Origin of the sequence: Streptomyces sp. NPDC046985 (assembly GCF_040644415.1) — a bacterium.
GTDB lineage: Bacteria > Actinomycetota > Actinomycetes > Streptomycetales > Streptomycetaceae > Streptomyces.
Map to the genome: position 1 here is coordinate 271,681 of NZ_JBEYWK010000001.1, position 18,449 is coordinate 290,129.

General features: G+C 74.6%; 18 protein-coding genes. 7 read left to right on the forward strand and 11 right to left on the reverse strand.

Features of this window, described 5'->3' with window-relative positions; translation table 11 throughout:
* Positions 1 to 152: 152 nt before the first annotated feature.
* On the reverse strand, positions 153 to 911 hold the full coding sequence (locus ABZ861_RS01195) for a hypothetical protein (protein WP_361621613.1): 759 nt from the start codon (positions 909 to 911) through the stop codon (positions 153 to 155).
* Between the two features lie 389 nt (positions 912 to 1,300).
* Here ABZ861_RS01195 and ABZ861_RS01200 point away from each other — a divergent pair, with 389 nt between their 5' ends.
* Genes ABZ861_RS01200 through ABZ861_RS01210 form a run of 3 tightly spaced genes read left to right on the forward strand, consistent with a single transcriptional unit; the run spans position 1,301 to position 4,434 of the window.
* On the forward strand, positions 1,301 to 2,662 hold the full coding sequence (locus ABZ861_RS01200; protein ID WP_361621616.1) for a CBS domain-containing protein: 1,362 nt from the start codon (positions 1,301 to 1,303) through the stop codon (positions 2,660 to 2,662).
* On the forward strand, positions 2,652 to 3,257 hold the full coding sequence (locus ABZ861_RS01205; RefSeq protein ID WP_361621619.1) for a DUF1003 domain-containing protein: 606 nt from the start codon (positions 2,652 to 2,654) through the stop codon (positions 3,255 to 3,257). Before ABZ861_RS01200 ends, ABZ861_RS01205 begins: the two co-directional genes overlap by 11 nt.
* Before the next feature lie 43 nt (positions 3,258 to 3,300).
* The gene (locus ABZ861_RS01210; protein WP_361621622.1) at positions 3,301 to 4,434 is read left to right on the forward strand and encodes an Mrp/NBP35 family ATP-binding protein; all 1,134 of its coding nucleotides are present in this window, start codon (positions 3,301 to 3,303) and stop codon (positions 4,432 to 4,434) included.
* Between the two features lie 90 nt (positions 4,435 to 4,524).
* Here ABZ861_RS01210 and ABZ861_RS01215 read toward each other — a convergent pair whose 3' ends face one another.
* From ABZ861_RS01215 to sigE, 5 genes are all read right to left on the reverse strand, one after another.
* Complete coding sequence (locus tag ABZ861_RS01215; RefSeq protein WP_361621625.1) at positions 4,525 to 5,196, reverse strand: hypothetical protein; 672 nt, start codon at positions 5,194 to 5,196, stop codon at positions 4,525 to 4,527.
* Positions 5,197 to 5,352: 156 nt separating this feature from the next.
* Complete coding sequence (locus tag ABZ861_RS01220; RefSeq protein WP_361621628.1) at positions 5,353 to 5,784, reverse strand: sec-independent translocase; 432 nt, start codon at positions 5,782 to 5,784, stop codon at positions 5,353 to 5,355.
* A 696-nt stretch (positions 5,785 to 6,480) separates the two neighbouring features.
* Positions 6,481 to 8,385, reverse strand: a complete 1,905-nt coding sequence (locus ABZ861_RS01225; RefSeq protein ID WP_361621631.1) for a trypsin-like peptidase domain-containing protein — start codon at positions 8,383 to 8,385, stop codon at positions 6,481 to 6,483.
* A 173-nt stretch (positions 8,386 to 8,558) separates the two neighbouring features.
* Entirely contained in the window at positions 8,559 to 9,572 is a 1,014-nt protein-coding gene (locus ABZ861_RS01230) for a zf-HC2 domain-containing protein (protein WP_361621634.1), read from the reverse strand.
* Complete coding sequence (gene sigE / locus ABZ861_RS01235; RefSeq protein WP_361621637.1) at positions 9,569 to 10,342, reverse strand: RNA polymerase sigma factor SigE; 774 nt, start codon at positions 10,340 to 10,342, stop codon at positions 9,569 to 9,571. The genes ABZ861_RS01230 and sigE overlap by 4 nt, the downstream gene beginning before the upstream one ends.
* Positions 10,343 to 10,515: 173 nt before the next feature.
* Here sigE and ABZ861_RS01240 point away from each other — a divergent pair, with 173 nt between their 5' ends.
* A complete protein-coding gene (locus tag ABZ861_RS01240; RefSeq protein WP_361622426.1) occupies positions 10,516 to 11,211 on the forward strand; it encodes an O-methyltransferase in 696 nt (231 codons plus the stop codon).
* A gap of 227 nt (positions 11,212 to 11,438) precedes the next feature.
* On the opposite strand, the gene ABZ861_RS01245 is transcribed toward ABZ861_RS01240, so the two are convergent.
* The gene (locus ABZ861_RS01245) at positions 11,439 to 11,606 is read right to left on the reverse strand and encodes a DUF3117 domain-containing protein (RefSeq protein WP_069086806.1); all 168 of its coding nucleotides are present in this window, start codon (positions 11,604 to 11,606) and stop codon (positions 11,439 to 11,441) included.
* Positions 11,607 to 11,996: 390 nt separating this feature from the next.
* Between ABZ861_RS01245 and ABZ861_RS01250 the strand changes: the two genes are divergently transcribed.
* Entirely contained in the window at positions 11,997 to 12,800 is an 804-nt protein-coding gene (locus ABZ861_RS01250) for an enoyl-CoA hydratase-related protein (protein ID WP_361621641.1), read from the forward strand.
* Between the two features lie 2 nt (positions 12,801 to 12,802).
* On the opposite strand, the gene ABZ861_RS01255 is transcribed toward ABZ861_RS01250, so the two are convergent.
* Together ABZ861_RS01255 and ABZ861_RS01260 are read right to left on the reverse strand one after the other, a co-directional pair.
* Complete coding sequence (locus tag ABZ861_RS01255) at positions 12,803 to 13,405, reverse strand: DNA-3-methyladenine glycosylase I (protein WP_361622429.1); 603 nt, start codon at positions 13,403 to 13,405, stop codon at positions 12,803 to 12,805.
* Positions 13,406 to 13,440: 35 nt separating this feature from the next.
* Positions 13,441 to 13,791 carry a DivIVA domain protein gene (locus ABZ861_RS01260; protein WP_361621644.1) on the reverse strand — a complete coding sequence of 117 codons (351 nt, stop codon included), beginning with the start codon at positions 13,789 to 13,791 and terminating at the stop codon, positions 13,441 to 13,443.
* A gap of 217 nt (positions 13,792 to 14,008) precedes the next feature.
* Here ABZ861_RS01260 and folP point away from each other — a divergent pair, with 217 nt between their 5' ends.
* A complete protein-coding gene (folP, locus tag ABZ861_RS01265; RefSeq protein WP_361621647.1) occupies positions 14,009 to 14,869 on the forward strand; it encodes a dihydropteroate synthase in 861 nt (286 codons plus the stop codon).
* 64 nt (positions 14,870 to 14,933) lie between these two features.
* On the opposite strand, the gene ABZ861_RS01270 is transcribed toward folP, so the two are convergent.
* Positions 14,934 to 15,692, reverse strand: a complete 759-nt coding sequence (locus ABZ861_RS01270; protein WP_361621650.1) for a TIGR00730 family Rossman fold protein — start codon at positions 15,690 to 15,692, stop codon at positions 14,934 to 14,936.
* 162 nt (positions 15,693 to 15,854) lie between these two features.
* The gene (gene dapE, locus ABZ861_RS01275; protein ID WP_361621653.1) at positions 15,855 to 16,934 is read right to left on the reverse strand and encodes a succinyl-diaminopimelate desuccinylase; all 1,080 of its coding nucleotides are present in this window, start codon (positions 16,932 to 16,934) and stop codon (positions 15,855 to 15,857) included.
* 119 nt (positions 16,935 to 17,053) lie between these two features.
* On the opposite strand from dapE, the gene ABZ861_RS01280 reads away from it, so the two are divergent.
* Positions 17,054 to 18,097: a heavy metal transporter gene (locus ABZ861_RS01280; RefSeq protein ID WP_361621656.1), complete on the forward strand. Its 1,044-nt coding sequence runs from the start codon at positions 17,054 to 17,056 to the stop codon at positions 18,095 to 18,097.
* The last annotated feature ends 352 nt before the right edge of the window (positions 18,098 to 18,449 follow it).

Here is an 18,449-nt window from a genome sequence, read left to right on the forward strand (position 1 = left end):
CCGTAGGGGCCGTAGGGGCCGTAGGGGCCGTAGGGGCCGTAGGGGCCGTAGGGGCCGTAGGGGCCGTAGGGGCCGTAGGGGCCGTAGGGGCCGTAGGGGCCGTAGGGGAGGGTGCCATAGCTCGGGGCTGCGGGCGCCCGTCTGGGCGGCGTCTAAGAGGCCGGGAGCTGCTTGCCGTAGTCGACCGTGTCGCCCGGGGACGGCTCGGTCAGCGGGAAGTCCTTGCCCCACTCGGAGAAGGCCAGCGTCCCCGCGCCGCCCGCCCGCACCAGACGCAGCGGATAGGGCGTGCCCTCAAGGGAGACGTCCAGGGTCCCCCCGGAGCCGTTGCCGCCGGTGACGCGGATCGTGCGGACGCCGGACTGCTCGTGGTGGCCGTCCTTCGCCAGGGCGCCGTGCAGGGTCAGGAGGCCGTCCAGGAGGAGGTTCTTGTCGGTGAAGCCGCTGAACCGCTGGTAGGCCGGGTCGCCCTGGGGCACTTTCACGTACTTGCCGCCCAGTTTGCCGCCCGCCCCGGAGTCCGCGTCCGCGCCGCCTCCGCTCCCGGGCTCGGCGTGCTTCCAGAACCCGGCGTCCGCCTTCAGGTAGAGCTTGCTGCCCACTCTCAGCAGCCCGAACGTCCCGCCGCGCGAGGTGACCGAGCCGGAGCCGCCGCCGGACTTCAGACGCATGTCGAGCCGGTACGAGCGGCCGTTGCTCACCACGTCGCCGGACAGGTGCACGGCGCGCGCCGCGTCCGCGGCGGCCCTGGTCCTGGACTGGATCGTGCCGGCGGGCAGTGTGCCCACGCCGTTGGTGCCCGCGTCCGGATCGTCCGCCGAGCACCCCGTCAGGGCCGTCGCGGCGGCCAGCGCGCACACCGCGCCCGCCAGCACGGCCCGGCGGTCACGGCCCTGGGCAATCGCAGTCACAGGCAGGTCGCCTTCCTGACGGGGTCCTGAACGGCGTACGGCAGCGTACCGGGGCGGCGCGCGGGCGGCGGAGCCAGTCCGTCCGGACCCCTCACCAGGGCGTATCCGAACCGGACGGGCTAGCCTGAAGCGCACCTGGGCGGGCAGGGGGGAAGAGCGGCCGCCAGTCCTGCGACGTGCTCCGGGCGTCTTGGGGCACTCGCACCACGCGAGGCACACGACGCCCCGCGCAGACCGCCGGGCTCGCACGCGGCGCCGAGCAGCAGACCGAGCACGCCGAACAGCGGACAGAGCACAGAGCACAGAGCAGCAGCACCGAGCGGCACCGCGCACGAGCAAGAGCACCGGGCAAGAGCACCAGGCACCGAGCACGCAAAGGAGGGGCGGCCATGGCAGCGGGCACCCCCCGCATCTTCGTCTCCCACCTGTCCGGAGTCGCCGTCTTCGATCCGTCGGGCGACCAGGTCGGGCGGGTGCGCGACGTGGTCGTCATGCTGCGGGTCGGCCGCCGGCCGCCGCGCGTCCTCGGACTGGTGGTCGAACTGGCCACCCGGCGCCGCATCTTCCTGCCCATGACCCGGGTGACCAGCATCGAGTCCGGCCAGGTCATCACCACCGGCGTGCTCAACGTGCGGCGCTTCGAGCAGCGGCCCACCGAGCGGCTGGTCTTCGGCGAACTGCTCGACCGCCGGGTGACGCTGGTGGAGACCGGCGAGGAGGCCACGGTCCTGGACGTGTCCGTGCAGCAGCTCCCCGCCCGCCGGGACTGGGAGGTCGACCGGGTCTTCGTCCGTAAGGGCCGCAAGGGCGGCGCGTTCCGCCGCAGCAGGGGCGAGACGCTGACCGTGGAGTTCTCCGCGGTCACCGGCTTCTCCCTGGAGGAGCACGGGCAGGGCGCGGAGAACCTGCTCGCCACCTTCGAGCAGCTCCGCCCCGCCGACCTGGCCAACGTGCTGCACCACCTGTCCGCCAAGCGGCGCGCCGAGGTCGCCGCGGCGCTGGACGACGACCGGCTCGCCGACGTCCTCGAAGAGCTGCCCGAGGACGACCAGGTCGAGATCCTCGGCAAGCTCAAGGGCGAGCGCGCGGCCGACGTCCTGGAGGCGATGGACCCCGACGACGCGGCCGACCTGCTGAGCGAGCTGCCGACGGAGGATCGGGAGCGGCTGCTGGGTCTGATGCAGCCCGCCGACGCGGCCGACGTGCGCCGCCTGATGTCGTACGAGGAGCACACCGCGGGCGGTCTGATGACGACCGAGCCGATCGTGCTGCGCCCGGACGCGACCGTCGCCGACGCGCTCGCCCGCGTCCGCAGCCGGGACCTCTCCCCCGCGCTCGCCGCCCAGGTCTACGTCTGCCGGCCGCCGGACGAGACGCCGACCGGCAAGTACCTGGGCACGGTCCACTTCCAGCGGCTGCTGCGCGACCCGCCCTACACCCTCGTCAGCTCCCTCCTGGACGACGACCTCCAGACGCTCGCCCCGGACGCGGCGCTGCCGGTGGTCGCCGGGTTCTTCGCCACGTACGACATGGTCGCGGCGCCCGTGGTCGACGAGGGCGGCTCGCTGCTGGGCGCGGTCACCGTGGACGACGTGCTGGACCACATGCTGCCGCAGGACTGGCGGGAGACGGAGTTCCACCTCGCCGAGACCCCTGAGAACGCCGGGACCCCTGAGAACGCCGGGACCGGCGGGACCGGCGGGAGCGCTGACGGGCAGGCCGGCGAAGGGGTGAGGGCCCATGGCGGCTGAGCGCGAGAGCACCCGCGAGCGGACCCCCGCGGGCGCCACCGCGTCGGGCCGGCCCCGGGCCGCCCGCCTGGACCAGCCGCGCCCGGCGCGCCGTCGGCTGCTGCCCACGTGGGACCCGGACGCCTTCGGCCGCCTCTCCGAGCGCATCGCGCGGTTCCTGGGCACCGGGCGGTTCATCGTCTGGATGACGGTGGTGATCATCCTCTGGGTGGTGTGGAACATCACCGTGCCCCGCCACCTGCGCTTCGACCAGTACCCGTTCATCTTCCTGACCCTGGCGCTGTCCCTCCAGGCGTCCTACGCCGCCCCGCTGATCCTGCTGGCGCAGAACCGGCAGGACGACCGGGACCGGGTCAATCTGGAACAGGACCGCAAGCAGAACGAGCGGTCGATCGCGGACACGGAGTACCTGACCCGGGAGATCGCCGCGCTGCGCACGGGCCTGGGCGAGGTGGCCACCCGGGACTGGATCCGCTCCGAACTCCAGGATCTGATCAAGGAACTGGACGACCGGCACGCCGTCGACGGGCACGGGCGCCGCCCCGGGGTATTCCCGGCGGACCGGCCGCACGGACGTGACATGGACGACCGCTGACGGGGGTCCCGGGGCCGCTCCCGGGAGCCGTACCATCGTCCTTATGGCTACGGAAGACGCGGTGCGCGAGGCGCTGGCGACGGTTGACGACCCCGAGATCCACCGCCCGATCACCGAACTGGGCATGGTCAAGTCCGTGGAGATCGGCGCGGACGGAGCGGTCGCGGTCACCGTGTACCTGACGGTCTCCGGCTGCCCGATGCGCGAGACGATCACGCAGCGCGTCACCGACGCCGTCGCACGCGTCGAGGGCGTCACCCGCGTCGACGTCTCGCTGGACGTCATGAGCGACGAGCAGCGCAAGGAGCTGGCCAGCGCGCTGCGCGGCGGGCAGGCCGAGCGCGAGGTCCCGTTCGCCAAGCCGGGCAGCCTCACCCGTGTCTACGCCGTCGCCTCCGGCAAGGGCGGCGTCGGCAAGTCCTCGGTGACGGTCAACCTGGCGGCCGCGATGGCGGCCGACGGCCTGAAGGTGGGCGTGGTCGACGCCGACATCTACGGCCACAGCGTGCCGCGCATGCTGGGCGCGGACGGCCGCCCGACCCAGGTCGAGAACATGATCATGCCGCCGTCGGCGCACGGCGTGAAGGTCATCTCCATCGGCATGTTCACCCCGGGCAACGCCCCGGTCGTCTGGCGCGGACCGATGCTGCACCGGGCGCTCCAGCAGTTCCTCGCGGACGTCTACTGGGGCGACCTGGACGTGCTGCTGCTCGACCTCCCGCCGGGCACCGGCGACATCGCCATCTCCGTGGCCCAGCTCGTCCCGAACGCCGAGATCCTGGTCGTCACGACGCCCCAGCAGGCCGCGGCCGAGGTGGCCGAGCGGGCCGGCGCCATCGCCGTGCAGACCCACCAGAAGATCGTCGGCGTGGTCGAGAACATGGCCGGTCTGCCCTGCCCGCACTGCGGGGAGATGGTCGACGTCTTCGGCACGGGCGGCGGCCAGCTCGTCGCGGACGGCCTGACCCGCACGACGGGCGCCACGGTCCCGGTCCTCGGCTCCATCCCGATCGACGTCCGCCTGCGCGAGGGCGGCGACGAGGGCAAGCCGGTCGTCCTGACCGACCCGGACTCCGCGGCGGGCTCGGCCCTGCGCTCGATCGCGGGCAAGCTCGGCGGCCGCCAGCGCGGCCTGTCAGGCCTGTCCCTCGGCATCACCCCGCGCAACAAGTTCTGAGGCCCCGCAGGCGTTCTCCAGGCCCCGCACGCGGAGCCCGGGAGGGCCGGGGCGGCGTCCACGCGGACGCCGCCCCGGCCCTCCGCCGTGTCAGGCGTACGCGGCGATGTCCTCGACGACGGCGAAGCCGAGGCCGTAGGCGCTCATGCCCCTGCCGTACGCCCCCAGGTGGACGCCCTGCGGCGTCGTCCCGGCGAGCACCCAGCCGTACTCGGACTCGCGGTAGTGGAACGAGGCCGGCGTCCCGTCCACGGGCAGCGAGAGCGCCGACCAGTGCGCGCCGGACAGGTCGTCGGCGAGCACCCACGCCGTCTCCGTCTGCTGCTCCAGCCAGTCGTCGCGCAGGGCGTGGTCCATCTGGAGGGGCCAGGTGACCGACAGCAGGCCCACGCCCGCCAGCCACGCCGCCGAGGAGACCGAGGTCGCCTCCAGGTGCCCGGTGCCGTCGGCGAGGCGCCGCTCGGGGCTGGCGGCCACCGTGACGACGACCGCGAACTTCTCCTTGGGGTCGTCCGGGGAGCCGGACACGTACTCGTTGCGCACGGAGGGCTCGTCGCCGTGCCCGATCGAACCGTGCTCCACGGAACCGTCGGCCGAGGCGCCGACCTGCATCAGCCAGCGCGGTCCGGTGAACGCCTCGTCGAGGCCGTACCACGGGAAAGGCGCCGGCAGGTAGCCGTCGACCGTGGCCCGCGCGGAGGAGAGGCGCTGCCCGCCCTCCGCCGCCGGCCCCTGTGCGACCGCCCTACTTCTCGTCTCCATGTACCCGGACGCCTCCTCGCTCTCGTCGGACCGGGGCAGCCCGCCCCCCTTCGGGCGTACGCGTCCGGTCCGCACAACAACTCGGCAGCATATCCACCCCGGCCCGGTCAGCCGGGAAAGCACCCGGCGCGCGGGGCGCGGGAGGCGCCGGACGGGTTATGTGGCGTCCGCGTCGTAGGGCGGGCGCTCGTCGCCGGGGCCCTCCGGCCTCTTGGTCATGTCGACCCGGCCTCCGGAGGGTCCGGGGGCCGACGGGGAGGCGCCGTCGCGGCCGTGCACCGCCTCCGTGACCTCGGCCATCTCCCTCTTCAGGTCGAAGCCGTTGCGGATCTCCTTCAGCCCGAAGTCGTCGCTGTCCATCTGCTTGCGCAGGAACGTCTTCGGGTTGAGGTCCTCGAACTCGAAGTCCTTGAACTCCGGTCCCAGCTCCCGGCGGATGTCGTGCTTGGCGCTCTCCGAGAACTCGCGGATTTTCCGGATCGTGCGCATGACGTCCTGGATGACCTTCGGGAGCTTGTCCGGACCGAACAGGAGCACGGCCAGGACGACGATCGTCACCAGCTCGAGCGGTCCTATGTCATTGAACACCTGAAGCTCCTTGCGATGTCCGTGGTCCTCGGCCCTCGGGCGGTCCGGTCTGTGCGGGTCTATCCGTGGTCCGGGCCGCCACCACGGTACCCGGCTGAGGCGCCCGACCGGTACCTCCCACGGTGTCGCACTGCGTGTACACGCCGGGTTCGCCTGCCGGGCGCCGCGGGGGCGCGGCCGGGCGGGGGCGCGGGGACGGCCTCGTACGCCCCCGTACGCCCCTCCGGCCGCCCCAGCGGTGAGCCTGGGCAGGCGGACCCGCCGCCGGGCCCGGTGGCGTGTGCTCGGCCTGGCGGCCGCGCCTGGGCTCCCCAGACGCGCTCTGGCTGGCGGGCCCGGTGCGCGTGGGCTTGGCCTGGCGGGCGCGCTGGGCTCGCCAGGCGCGCTCTGGCCGGCGGGCGCGCTCTGGCCGGCGGGCGCGCTCTGGCCGGCGGGCGCGCCCGATCTGGCTGGGGTCTCGGCCCGGCGGGAGTACCCGGCCCGGCGGGAGCGCTCGGCTCGATGAGCGCGTCCAGCTCAGCGGGCGGGCGCGCCCGATCTGGCTGGGGTCTCGGCCCGGCGGGAGCACTCGGCTCGGGGGGAGCACTCGGCCCGGCGGGAGCACTCGGCTCGATGAGCGCGCCCAGCTCAGCGGGCGTGCTCGGCCGCCGACGCGTGGGCGGGGGGGGTGAGGGCCGCCGAGGAGACGCGCGTCCGTCACCGGCCGCTGCTCGACGAGCCCAGCACGAGCGTGATCCTCCGCTCGACGCCCGCACGCTTCACTGTCAGCTCCAGGCGGTCGCCGGGGCGGTGCGCCCGGGTCCGGGCGATCAGTTCGTCGCCGGAGCGGACCCTTTGGCCGTCCACCGCGGTGATCACGTCACCGGCCTTGACGCCCGCCTTGTCGGCGGGGCCGCCCGGCGTGACGGAGGCCCCGCCGCCCGCCTTGCCCCCGACTCTGGCGCCGTCGCCCGTGTAGTCCAGGTCGAGGCTCACACCGATCACGGGGTGGCTGGCCCGGCCGGTGTTGATCAGCTCCTCGGCGACGCGCCTGGCCTGGTTGACCGGGATCGCGAAGCCGAGCCCGATGGAACCGGCCTGGCCGGTCCGGAGATCGGAGCCGCTGTCGGCGGAGCGGATGGCCGAGTTGACGCCGACGACCCGGCCCCCCGCGTCCAGCAGGGGGCCGCCGGAGTTGCCCGGGTTGATCGGCGCGTCGGTCTGGAGCGCGTCGACGTAGGACACGTCGCTGCCGTCGCCCTTCTCGCCGCCGGCCGTGATAGGGCGCTCGGTTGCGCTGATGATGCCGGAGGTGACGGTGTTCGCCAGGTCGAAGGGGGCGCCGATGGCCACGACCGGGTCGCCCACCCGCACGCTGTCGGAGTTGCCGAGCGGCATCGGGGTCAGTCCGCGCACTCCGCGGACCTGGACGACGGCGAGGTCGTAACCGGTGTCCCGGCCGACGATCCTGGCTCCGGCGGTCTGGCCGCCGCTGAAGGTGACCGATATGCCGCCGCCGGAGGCGGCGGACTCGACCACGTGGTTGTTGGTGAGGATGTGGCCGAGGCCGTCCAGCACGATGCCGGTTCCGGTGCCCTCCTCGTCCGCGCCGGACACGTGCAGCGTCACCACGCTGGGCAGGGCGCGCGCGGCGATCCCGGCGACGCTGTCCGGGGCGCGGCCGGCCGGCTCCCTCCCGACCTGCGGCAGCCGTACGACGCTCACGCCGCCGTTGCGTTCCACGTACGCCCCCGCGAGACCGCCGAGCACGCCGGACGCCACCGCCAGCGCGACGGCCCCGCCGACCAGCGCCCGCCGTGCCCGCCGGCGCCGCTGCTCCACGGTGGGCACGCCGGCCCCGCTCTGCTGAAACGGGCCGACGGCAGGCAGGTCGTGCGGCACGGCGGGAGGCACGGCGGCCCAGGGGTCGTAGCGCCCCCAGGGATCGCCGGACCGCGCTCCCTCGGGGACCGCGTCGGCGGAAGCGACGGGAGCGGCAGCGGTCGCGTCTCCGGTGGGCTGCGCGGGAATCCGGGGCACGGCGTCCTGCGCGGTCGGGCGCGGCACGGGCGGGGCGGGGGCCCAGGGGCCCGGTTCGCCGTAGGGCGGGGTGTCGTAGGGATCGGGGTCGTGCAGGGGCCTCAGCGGCCGGGTGGCGGGGCGAGCGGCCTCGGGAGCGCCCGTCACGGGCTCTTCCCGGCCCGGCGGTGGGGTGTCCTCCGGTCGGCCCGGTGGTGCAGTGTCCTCCGACCGGCTCGGCGATGCGGTGTCCTCCGATGCAGGGACAGGGGGCGCCGTCGGGGGAAGGGGCCGGGCGAGCGGGAAGTCGCCTCCGTCTCCGTCCCTGTCACCGCCCTCCGCACCGCGCCCGGCACTGGGGGCGGCCGGGTCAGAGGGAGCGGCAGGGCGAGGGCGCGGCAACTCGTAGTCGCCACCGGCGCCCGCCGAGCCGCCGCCCTCGGCCCCCGCGGAGGACCCCGACTGCGCGCCGCCGTCCGGGGCGCCCCCGGCGACCCCCGCCGCGTCGCCCGACTCCGCACGGTCCTCCGGCTGGGTCGGCGCCGGGCGGGCTCGGAGCCACCGCCTCGGGCGGCCGGAGTTCGTGGGCTTGCCCTCGTCCATGTTCTCCCCCACAGATGCCCGCGGCGTGCCACGTCGGGCGGTGGCCGTCCCGCATCGTCGACGCCGCGCCCGGATGGGTGTCATGGGCGCGACCACCTGGATTCAACCAGGTTCGCGGGCCGCCGCGCAGAGGCCGCCGCCGGCCCCTGTCCCTGGACCGGGCCCGCCGGAGTTCAGTGCAGCATGCGGGAGGCGGGCGCAGTGGGCGCGGGGGCGGTGAGGGGAGCGGCGAGCACGCCGGGCGCCTGGGTGGCGGAGTCGGCGGACCCGGCGGGCAGGGTGATCGGCGGACGGGCGGCGAGCGAACGTATCAGCGGGGAGAGCAGCGCCGCTCCCCCGGCCGTCGGCGCGGCCTGCGGCCCTGCCGCCTGCTGGGCGGATCCGGCGGGCGCGGCGGGGGCGCCGGGGAGCTGGGAGGGCTGGGACACGGTGAGCGAGGTGGGCGCCGCCGGCGCCGCCCCGAACGAGCCGTCCCGGGCGAGCGGCGGTCCGGCCTGCTGCCGGCGCCGGGCGGCCTCAGAGCCCGTCGCCGCGCCCGCGGACGCGGCGGCCGGGCTCACGTTGCTGCCGGTCCCGGCGCCGCCGTGCCCCTCCGTGCTGGTGTCGCCCACCGCTCCGCTGGTCACGCCGCCCAGGGCCACCGCGGCCAGGGACACCGCGCCCGCGGCGACGAACGCGATCCGCAGGCCGCGCAGAGCCGACCGCTCGGCGTCGGGGCGGCCGACAGGATGGATGCGGAAGCCGCCGCCCCCGGCGCCCCCGCCCGGTTCCCCGGGCTCGCAGGCGTGCGGCCCGACCGGGACGTAGCCGAACTCGAACGGCGCCTCGCCCCCGACGCCGAACGCTCCCGGTCCGGCGGACCGGCCGGGGAGGCCGGGGCGCCTGCCGGGCAGCGGCCCGCCGTTCGGGTCCGGGCCGCCCTGCCCGGGGTCGCCTCCGGCGGGCAGGCCCTGGAGGCGGGCGAGGAAGCTCTCGGACGGAGGCGGCGGCGCCGTCTCGGCGAAGACGTTCTTCAGGCGGCGCTGGGCGTCGACCTCCGCCTTGCACTTCACGCAGGTGGCCACGTGCGCCAGCACGCGCTCACGGTTCTCATGGCCCAGCTCGCCGTCGACCAGCGCGGAGAGCCGGTCCCCCAGATGCTGTTCCGCGAGGCGGCTGGCGGCGCGGTCGGTTCGGGATCCACTCACGCCGTCGCGCCCCCTCCTCCCAGCGCGGGGACCCGGGGAAGGAAGCCGCGCCGCTCGGCCCGCGCCTGGGGCGAACGGTGCGCGAGCGCCTTGCGGAGCTGCGAGCGGCCGCGGTGGATGCGGGAGCGCACCGTGCCCAGCTTGACGCCCAGGGTGGCGGCGATCTCCTCGTAGGACAGGCCCTCGATGTCGCACAGGACGACGGCGGCGCGGAACTCGGGCGCGAGCGTGTCCAGCGCCTGCTGCACGTCGGCGTCGAAGTGCGCGTCGTTGAAGAGCTGCTGGGGCGTGGGCTCCCGGCTGGCGAGCCGGTCGGCGGCGTCCTCGCCCAGCGCGTCGAAGCGGATGCGCTGCTTGCGGCGGACCATGTCCAGGAAGAGGTTGGTGGTGATGCGGTGCAGCCAGCCCTCGAACGTGCCCGGCGTGTAGGTCGACAGGGAGCGGAAGACGCGGACGAAGACCTCCTGGGTGAGGTCCTCGGCGTCGTGCTGGTTGCCGGTGAGGCGGTAGGCCAGGCGGTACACGCGGCCGCTGTGGGTGCCGACGATCTCCTCCCAGGTGGGCGGAGTCCACGCCTGCCCGTCCGCGTCGCTGGAGAAGGTCGCGGTCGGGGCATGGTGCTCGGCGTGACTCGGGTCAGCAGCGGTGTCGTTCACGGATTTCGGCCTGCCCGCCGCTCCGAGGAGGCGCCGCAGCGCTCCTCCCCGGTCCCCGGGCGCAGCCGCACCTCCCCTGTCGGCTCTGGTGGTGTCCAGTGGAGCCCCTACCATAGCCACCTCGTCCGTTAGCTCCGGATAAGTGGTTTTCCGAGGAATTGGCGCGCCCTGCCACAGCTCATCCGGCTGCGCCGGTCCCCGCTCGCCGTCCTGTCCCATCCCGCACCCCCGTCACGTCCGCGGTCGCGCGCCACGGCGCTTCCACCCCGTCAAACGACCGGTCCCATCTGCGGGTTCCCGGGCCCAACGGATACAGTCACGCCCAGGCATCCACGGGACAGGAGAGGGCCATTACCGGCAACCGGCAGACGAGCTGGTCGTTCGCCGACGCCTTTGCCGCCGAGGACGACGCGCTGCACTGGGCCCGCGACCGGGCCCGTGAGGCAGGACTGCGCGCGGTCTCTCCCGGCGCGGGTGCGGCGCTGCGGCTGCTCGCGGCCGCCGTGGACGCCAAGGCGGTCGCGGAGATCGGCACCGGTACCGGGGTCTCGGGCATCCACCTGCTGCACGGCATGCGCCCGGACGGGGTGCTGACCACGGTCGACCCAGAGCCCGAGCACCAGCAGTTCGCCCGCCAGGCCTTCCGCGCCGCCGGCTTCGCCAGCAACCGGGCCCGGTTCATCCCCGGCCGCGCCCTGGACGTGCTGCCCCGGCTCGCGGACGCCGGATACGACCTGGTGTTCTGCGACGGCGACCGGCAGGAGGTCCTGGACTACTTGGACGAATCGTTGCGCCTGCTGCGCAGCGGGGGTCTGGTGGTGTTCGAGGGCGTGTTCGCGCACGGCCGGACGGTGGACTCCGGGCCGCAGCCCGCGGAGGTGCTGCGGCTGCGGGAGCTGCTGCGCACGGTGCGCGAGAGCGCGGACCTGTCGCCGTCGCTGCTGCCGCTGGGCGACGGCATGCTGTGCGCCGTCAAGCGCTGAGCCCGGTCAGGCAGTGAGCCCGGTACGGCATAAAGGCTGGTCAGGCACTGATTCCGCTTAAGCACTGAGCCCGCTCAAGCACTGAGGCTGGTCAAACACTGAGCCCGGTCAAGCGCTGGGCCCAGCCCCGGCGGCGCCCCCGGAGCACCGGACGCACCCCCGGAAAGCAGTTTCCCCGGCACCGCGTACGGCGCCGGGGAAACTGAAGAGGTATGGTCGCTCGCGCGTCAGCCGACGACCTTCTTGAGGGCGTCGCCCAGGGCGCCGGCCTCGTCCGGGGTCAGCTCGACGACGAGTCGACCGCCGCCTTCGAGCGGAACGCGCATGACGATGCCCCGCCCCTCCTTGGTCACCTCGAGCGGGCCGTCACCCGTTCGCGGCTTCATGGCCGCCATGCTCGTTCCCCTTCCTGAAACCCAGCTCACTCGTCACAGCCGACGGCGCACCGAACAGCGCGCGCAGTCCTCACCCGCAACGGCCCAGGACACACGACACCGGCATCGAACACATTGCTTCCCAGCCATTATCCCGCATCGCAGGACCCGATGACCAACATCAGTCGGCATCGCTTGGGCAACGCGCACGAGCAAAACCACCCAATTCGGGGATGTGACTGCGATACTGCGCCCCCGCGCGGACGCCTGACGCCGCCCGCCCCGCCGGAATTGTTAGACGCAGGTCACACACCGGCTCCGCGCCGCGGCCGATGATCTCCGTCATGCTGTCCTTCGGACACCGGACGTACCGAGCGGTACGTCCAGCGGCGACACCGGAGGGGATGACCCATGGCCGACACCGTGCTCTACGAGGTGAGCGACGGGCTGGCGACGATCACGCTGAACCGCCCGGAGGCGATGAACGCGCTGAACGTCGCGGCCAAGGTCGCCCTGCGCGACGCGGTCGAGGCCGCGGCGGCCGACGACGCCGTGCGGGCCGTGCTGCTGACCGCCGCCGGCGACCGGGCGTTCTGCGTGGGACAGGATCTCAAGGAGCACGTCGGGCTGCTGATCGCGGACCGGGAGCGCGGCTCGGGGCAGACGATGAGCACGGTGCGGGAGCACTACAACCCCATCGTGCGGGCGCTGGCCGGGGCCGCCAAGCCGGTGGTCGCCGCCGTCAACGGCGTGGCCGCCGGGGCCGGGCTCGGCTTCGCGCTGGCCGCCGACTACCGGATCGCAGCGGACACCGCGTCGTTCAACACCTCCTTCGCGGGCGTCGCGCTCACCGCCGACTCCGGCGTCTCCTGGACGCTGCCCCGGGTCGTCGGCCCCGGCCGCGCCACCGACCTGCTGCTCTTCCCGCGCAGCATCAGCGCCCGGGACGCGCTGGAGCTGGGCATCGCCAACCGGGTCGTCCCGGCGGCCGAGCTGCGCGCCGAGGCGGAGAAGACGGCGCGGGCGCTGGCCGAGGGCCCGACGCTGGCCTACGCGGCGCTCAAGGAGTCGGTCGCCCACGGCCTGACGCACTCCCTGGAGGAGACGCTGGAGAAGGAGGACGAACTCCAGACGCGGGCGGGCCGCTCCGAGGACCACGCCATCGCCGTCCAGGCGTTCGTGAACAAGGAGAAGCCCAGGTACCTGGGCCGCTGACGTCAGGGCAGGCGGCGCGCGACGCACTCCGCGAGATGGTCGTCGACCAGACCGCACGCCTGCATCAGGGCGTACGCCGTCGTCGGGCCGACGAAGCGCAGTCCGCGCCGCTTCAGGGCCTTGGACAGGGCCGTGGACTGCGGGGTGACGGCCGGGACGTCCGCGAGGGCCTTCGGCGCCGGGCGCCCGGCCGGGTCGGGGGCGTGGGACCAGATCAGGGCGTCCAGCTCGCCCGGGGACCAGGCGGCGAGCACGCGGGCGTTGGCGAGGGCGGCGTCGATCTTGGCGCGGTTGCGGATGACGCCCGTGTCGGCGAGCAGGCGCTCGCGGTCGGCGTCGGTGAACCGCGCCACCTCGGCGATCCGGAAGCCGGCGAAGGCGGCGCGGAAGCCGGGGCGGCGGCGCAGCACGGTGATCCACGACAGGCCGGACTGGAACGCCTCCAGGCTGAGGCGCTCGAAGAGCGCGTCGTCGCCGTGCACCGGGCGGCCCCACTCCTCGTCGTGGTAGGCCAGGTACTCCGGCGCGGACAGCGCCCACGGGCAGCGCGGCGCGCCGTCCGGTCCGGCGACCGCCGCGCCGGACGCCGGAACGTCAGCCGTCACTATGGGCGCCGGGCTCTCCGTCGTCGCGCGCTCGCTCACCGCTGGCCCTCTTGCTCGGGCGGGGCGGGACGGGCCGCGGCGGACCGGGCGCCGGCCAGCGCGGACTCCAGGTCCGCGATCCGGGCGTCGCGCTCGGCGAGTTCGGCGCCCAGCCGGCTCAGCGCGTCGTCCACGTCCGCCATCCGGTAGCCGCGGGCGGCCAGCGGCAGGCGCAGGCGCTCCACGTCGTCGCGGAGCAGCGGCCGGTCCGGCGGCAGCGGGTCGTGCAGCCGCTCGGGCGCCGCCTCCGGCAGCGGACCGGGGCCGTCGCCCCCGCCCACGACCGCGAGGGTCACCCCGGCGACCACGACGGCGAGCGCGACGACCAGGAACAGGAACATAACCATCGCTGAGGTCCCCAGGGAGTGCGGGCGTACGTGTCAGGGTCCGATCGTGCCATGCGAGGCTGACGGTTAGGGTCTCAGGCGGCCGAAACACCCGGCCGCGCGCGGAACCGCGACGCGGCACGAGGACCGCACGGACCGCGAGGGCCGTGCAGACCACGCGGGCCACGCAGACCACCAGGACCACGCGGACCACGAGCACGAGGAGAGGTCACAGGGGATGCTGAGGCTGGGCAGGCGCGAGTTCGACGCGCATGAGCCGGTGATCATGGCGATCGTCAACCGGACCCCGGACTCCTTCTACGACCAGGGGGCGACGTTCCGCGACGAAGCGGCCCTCGCGCGGGTGGAGCAGGCGGTCGCCGACGGGGCCGCGATCATCGACATCGGCGGGGTGAAGGCGGGCCCCGGCGCGGAGGTCACCGCCGAGGAGGAGGCCCGGCGCACGGTCGGCTTCGTGGCCGAGGTGCGCAAACGGTTCCCGGACGTGGTGATCAGCGTCGACACCTGGCGGGCCGACGTGGGCGACGCGGTCTGCGAGGCGGGCGCCGATCTGCTCAACGACGCGTGGGGCGGCGTCGATCCGCGGCTCGCGGAGGTGGCGGCGCGGCGCCGGGTCGGGCTGGTGTGCACCCACGCGGGCGGCGCCCGGCCGCGCACCCGGCCGCACCGGGCGGCCTACGACGACGTGATGGCCGACATCCTGCGGGTGACCGTGGGGCTGGCCGTGCGGGCGGTCGCCCTCGGCGTGCCCCGCGAGTCGGTGCTGATCGACCCCGGGCACGACTTCGGGAAGAACACCAGGCACAGCCTGGAGGCCACCCGGCGCCTGGACGAGATGACCGCCACCGGCTGGCCGGTGCTGGTGTCGCTGTCGAACAAGGACTTCGTGGGCGAGACGCTGGACCGGCCGGTCAAGGAGCGGCTGCTCGGCACGCTGGCGACCACGGCCGTCTCGGCGTGGCTCGGAGCGCAGGTGTACCGGGTGCACGAGGTCGCCGAGACCCGGCAGGTGCTGGACATGGTGGCGTCCATCGCGGGTCACCGGCCCCCGGCGGTGGCCCGCAGGGGGCTGGCGTAGGGCCCGGCGGCCTGATCCGCTGACGCGGCGCGCCGCTGACCTGGCGCGGGGCGCCGCCGGGGTGCTACCGGCCCGCCTCCTTCGACATCAGCGCGACCGCCTCGTGCACGTCGTCCGTCACGTGGAACAGGGTCAGATCCGTCTCGGCGGCCTTGCCCTGGGCGATGAGCGTGTGGGTGAGCCAGTCGACCAGGCCGCCCCAGTACGCGCTGCCGAACAGGACGATCGGGAAGCGGGTGACCTTCTCGGTCTGGACCAGGGTGAGGGCCTCGAACAGCTCGTCCAGGGTGCCCAGGCCGCCGGGCAGCACCACGAAGCCCTGCGCGTACTTCACGAACATCATCTTCCGGACGAAGAAGTACCGGAAGTTCAGACCGATGTCGACGTACGGGTTCAGGCCCTGCTCGAAGGGCAGCTCGATGCCCAGGCCGACCGAGGTGCCGCCGGCCTCGCAGGCGCCCTTGTTCGCCGCCTCCATCGCGCCCGGCCCGCCGCCCGTGATCACCGCGAAGCCCGCCTCCACGAGCCCGCGTCCGAGCCGCACCCCGGCGTCGTACTCCGGCGAGTCCACCGGCGTCCGGGCCGAGCCGAACACGCTGATCGCGGGCGGGAGTTCGGCGAGCGTGCCGAAGCCCTCGATGAACTCCGACTGGATGCGCAGCACCCGCCACGGGTCGGTGTGCACCCAGTCGGTCGGGGCGCGCTCGTCCAGCAGCCGCTGGTCCGTCGTGCTCGCCTGGACCTGGCCCCGTCGGCGCAGGACCGGTCCCAGGCGCTGCTCCTCCGGTGGACGCTTCTTGCCCTCGGGGTTGCCTGTAGCCATGTGCGCTCCCTCCGGTTGCCGTCTGTCCGCTTCAGCGTAGATCTACGCGGGTTACATGCGGGGGACCTCGGCATATCCGCCGTGCAGCGCCGCGACGCCGGGGCGGCCGAGGCCCCCGCGGCCGGGCTGTCAGCCGATCAGTCCGGTCAGCCGGTCAGCTCGTCAGCCGGTCAGCCAGCGCCGCAGCCGCTCCTCGCCCGCGAGGATCATGGCCGTGTCCACCCGCTCGTCCCGCTTGTGGGCCAGGAGCGGGTTGCCGGGGCCGTAGTTGACCGCCGGGACGCCCAGGGCCGAGAAGCGCGACACGTCCGTCCAGCCGAACTTGGGCCGCGGGACGGCGCCGACGGCCTCGACGAACGCCGCGGCGGCCGGGTGGCCGAGGCCGGGCAGCGCGCCGGGGCTGTGGTCGTCGACCACGAACTCCTCGACCCCGCAGTCCGCGAAGACCTCGCGGACGTGGGCGACCGCCTCCTCCTCCGTGCGGTCCGGGGCGTAGCGGTAGTTGACGGCGACCACGCACTCGTCGGGGATGACGTTGCCCGCGACCCCGCCCGAGACGCCGACCGCGTTGAGGCCCTCGCGGTACTCCAGGCCGTCGATGACCGGGTTGCGCGGCTCGTACGCGGCCAGCCGCCCCAGGATCGGCGCGGCGGCGTGCACGGCGTTGGCGCCCATCCAGCTCCGCGCGGAGTGCGCCCGCTCGCCCTTGGTCTTCAGCAGCACGCGCAGGGTGCCCTGGCAGCCGCCCTCGACCTCGCCGTCGGAGGGTTCGAGGAGGAGGGCGAAGTCGCCCGCCAGCCACTCCGGGCGGGCCTCGGCGACGTGCCCGAGGCCGTTCAGCTCGGCGGCGACCTCCTCGTTGTCGTAGAAGACGAAGGTCAGGTCGCGGTTGGGGGCGGGGACCGTGGCCGCGATGCGCAGTTGCACGGCGACGCCGGACTTCATGTCGCACGTGCCGCAGCCCCACAGCACGCCGTCCTCGTCGAGCCGGGAGGGGACGTTTCCGGCGATCGGGACGGTGTCGATGTGACCGGCCAGGATCACGCGTTCGGGGCGGCCGAGAGCCGTGCGGGCGACGACGTTGTTGCCGAGACGGTCGACCGTCAGGTGCGGCAGGCCGCGCAGCGCGTCCTCGATCGCGTCGGCGAGCGGCTTCTCCGTGCCGCTCTCCGAGGGGAAGTCGACGAGTCGCGCGGTCAGCCGCGCGGCGTCCAGCGTGAGGTCCAGCGAGGTGTCGGCCATGGCCTCGACCCTAACCTCCGCCCCCCGGCGCCGGCCGCCGCGCGCCGCCTCCCGGTCACCCCTGAGCGGTCGCCAACACCCGGCTCGGCGGCCCCGGCGGCCTCAAGTACCTTGTACGCGTGCCAGAGCCGTCCCTCACTCCGAAGCGTCGAGGCCGCCTCCTGAGGATCGGGGCGGCCTTGACCGTCCTGCTCGCGGTCGCGGGGTACCTCGTGGTGCAATACCTGACGGGCGGCGCGGGCGCGCCGGGCTGCAAGGTCGTCTCCGCCGACGGCCACGGCGCCTCCTACGAGTTCACCCCCGAGCAGGCGGTGAACGCGGCGACGATCGCGGCCGTCGGCACCGGGCGCGGCATGCCCGAGCGGGCGGTGACCATCGCGCTGGCGACCGCGCTCCAGGAGTCGGGCCTGCGCAACGTCGGGCACGGCGACCGGGACTCCCTCGGCCTGTTCCAGCAGCGGCCCTCGCAGGGCTGGGGCGCCCCGGAGCAGATCATGGACCCGGCGTACGCGGCGGGCGTCTTCTACCAGCACCTGGCCAAGGTCCCCGACTACGCGGGACTGCCGCTCACCGTGGCCGCGCAGCGGGTGCAGCGCAGCGGCTTCCCGGAGGCGTACGCCAAGCACGAGCCGGACGCCGCCCTGCTGTCCGCCGCGCTCACCGGGCGCGCGGGCGGCGCTCTCACCTGCCAGGGCCGTCCCGGCGCCGCCCGCGCCACCGGTCCGGACGCGGTACGGGCCGCGCTGGTGCGCGACTTCGGGCGCCAGGTGCTGGAGCAGACCGGCGCGCAGGCGGGCGGCCGCGCGGCGGGGCGGCCTTCGCCGAGCGGGTCGGCTGGGGCTGCCGGGGCGACTGGAGCTGCTGGGGCGGACGGGTCCGCCGGGGCGGACGGGCGGACGGTGACGCTTCCGGTGCGCTCCACCGCGGGCGCTTCGGGCGCCAAGGGCGGCGCGCGCGGCGGCGACGCGCGGCAGCGCGGCTGGCAACTGGCGCACTGGGCGGTGGCCAACGCCTCCGCGCTGCACATCGAGAGCGTCGCGTTCGCCGGACGGCAGTGGTCCGCCGGAGTCTTCGACGGCGGCTGGCGCCCGGCGGACGGGAAGAACGGCGACGCGGCCGGCGGCCCGGGGGCGACCTCGGTCCGCATCACCGCGGGGCGGTAACGCCCCGGAGCAGCCGCCGCACACCCGTACGGGCCGCCACTCGCCGGGGTTGCGCCCGGCGCCCGGGACGGTCGGGGCGCACGGGGTCAGGGATCCTCCCGTCGTGATCGCTCCCGCCCTTGGGAACGCGGCGCCGTAAGGATTCAGCAGGCCCACCGGGCATACGTCGTTCGTCCGTTTGTGGACCCACCTGATAATGCGACGCATTGCCAACTCTTTATGGGAGGCCGCCGCAACCTTCGCACGCTTCGAGCGGTAGTCAGTGCGTCAGTCACTGCGTCCGAGCCCGGCCGGGATCGGCGGCCTCCGCCCGAGGCGGCCGCCGCCCGCCGGGAGCGGTCGGACACGTCAT

Coding starts and splice junctions, on each gene's coding strand:
- ABZ861_RS01245 (WP_069086806.1), bottom strand. CDS start 11,606: ATGGCGGCCATGAAGCCGCGAACGGGTGACGGCCCGCTCGAGGTGACC.
- folP (WP_361621647.1), top strand. CDS start 14,009: ATGCTGAGGCTGGGCAGGCGCGAGTTCGACGCGCATGAGCCGGTGATC.
- ABZ861_RS01225 (WP_361621631.1), bottom strand. CDS start 8,385: ATGGACGAGGGCAAGCCCACGAACTCCGGCCGCCCGAGGCGGTGGCTC.
- ABZ861_RS01250 (WP_361621641.1), top strand. CDS start 11,997: ATGGCCGACACCGTGCTCTACGAGGTGAGCGACGGGCTGGCGACGATC.
- dapE (WP_361621653.1), bottom strand. CDS start 16,934: ATGGCCGACACCTCGCTGGACCTCACGCTGGACGCCGCGCGGCTGACC.
- sigE (WP_361621637.1), bottom strand. CDS start 10,342: ATGGTAGGGGCTCCACTGGACACCACCAGAGCCGACAGGGGAGGTGCG.
- ABZ861_RS01210 (WP_361621622.1), top strand. CDS start 3,301: ATGGCTACGGAAGACGCGGTGCGCGAGGCGCTGGCGACGGTTGACGAC.
- ABZ861_RS01200 (WP_361621616.1), top strand. CDS start 1,301: ATGGCAGCGGGCACCCCCCGCATCTTCGTCTCCCACCTGTCCGGAGTC.
- ABZ861_RS01270 (WP_361621650.1), bottom strand. CDS start 15,692: ATGGCTACAGGCAACCCCGAGGGCAAGAAGCGTCCACCGGAGGAGCAG.
- ABZ861_RS01215 (WP_361621625.1), bottom strand. CDS start 5,196: ATGGAGACGAGAAGTAGGGCGGTCGCACAGGGGCCGGCGGCGGAGGGC.
- ABZ861_RS01205 (WP_361621619.1), top strand. CDS start 2,652: ATGGCGGCTGAGCGCGAGAGCACCCGCGAGCGGACCCCCGCGGGCGCC.
- ABZ861_RS01260 (WP_361621644.1), bottom strand. CDS start 13,791: ATGGTTATGTTCCTGTTCCTGGTCGTCGCGCTCGCCGTCGTGGTCGCC.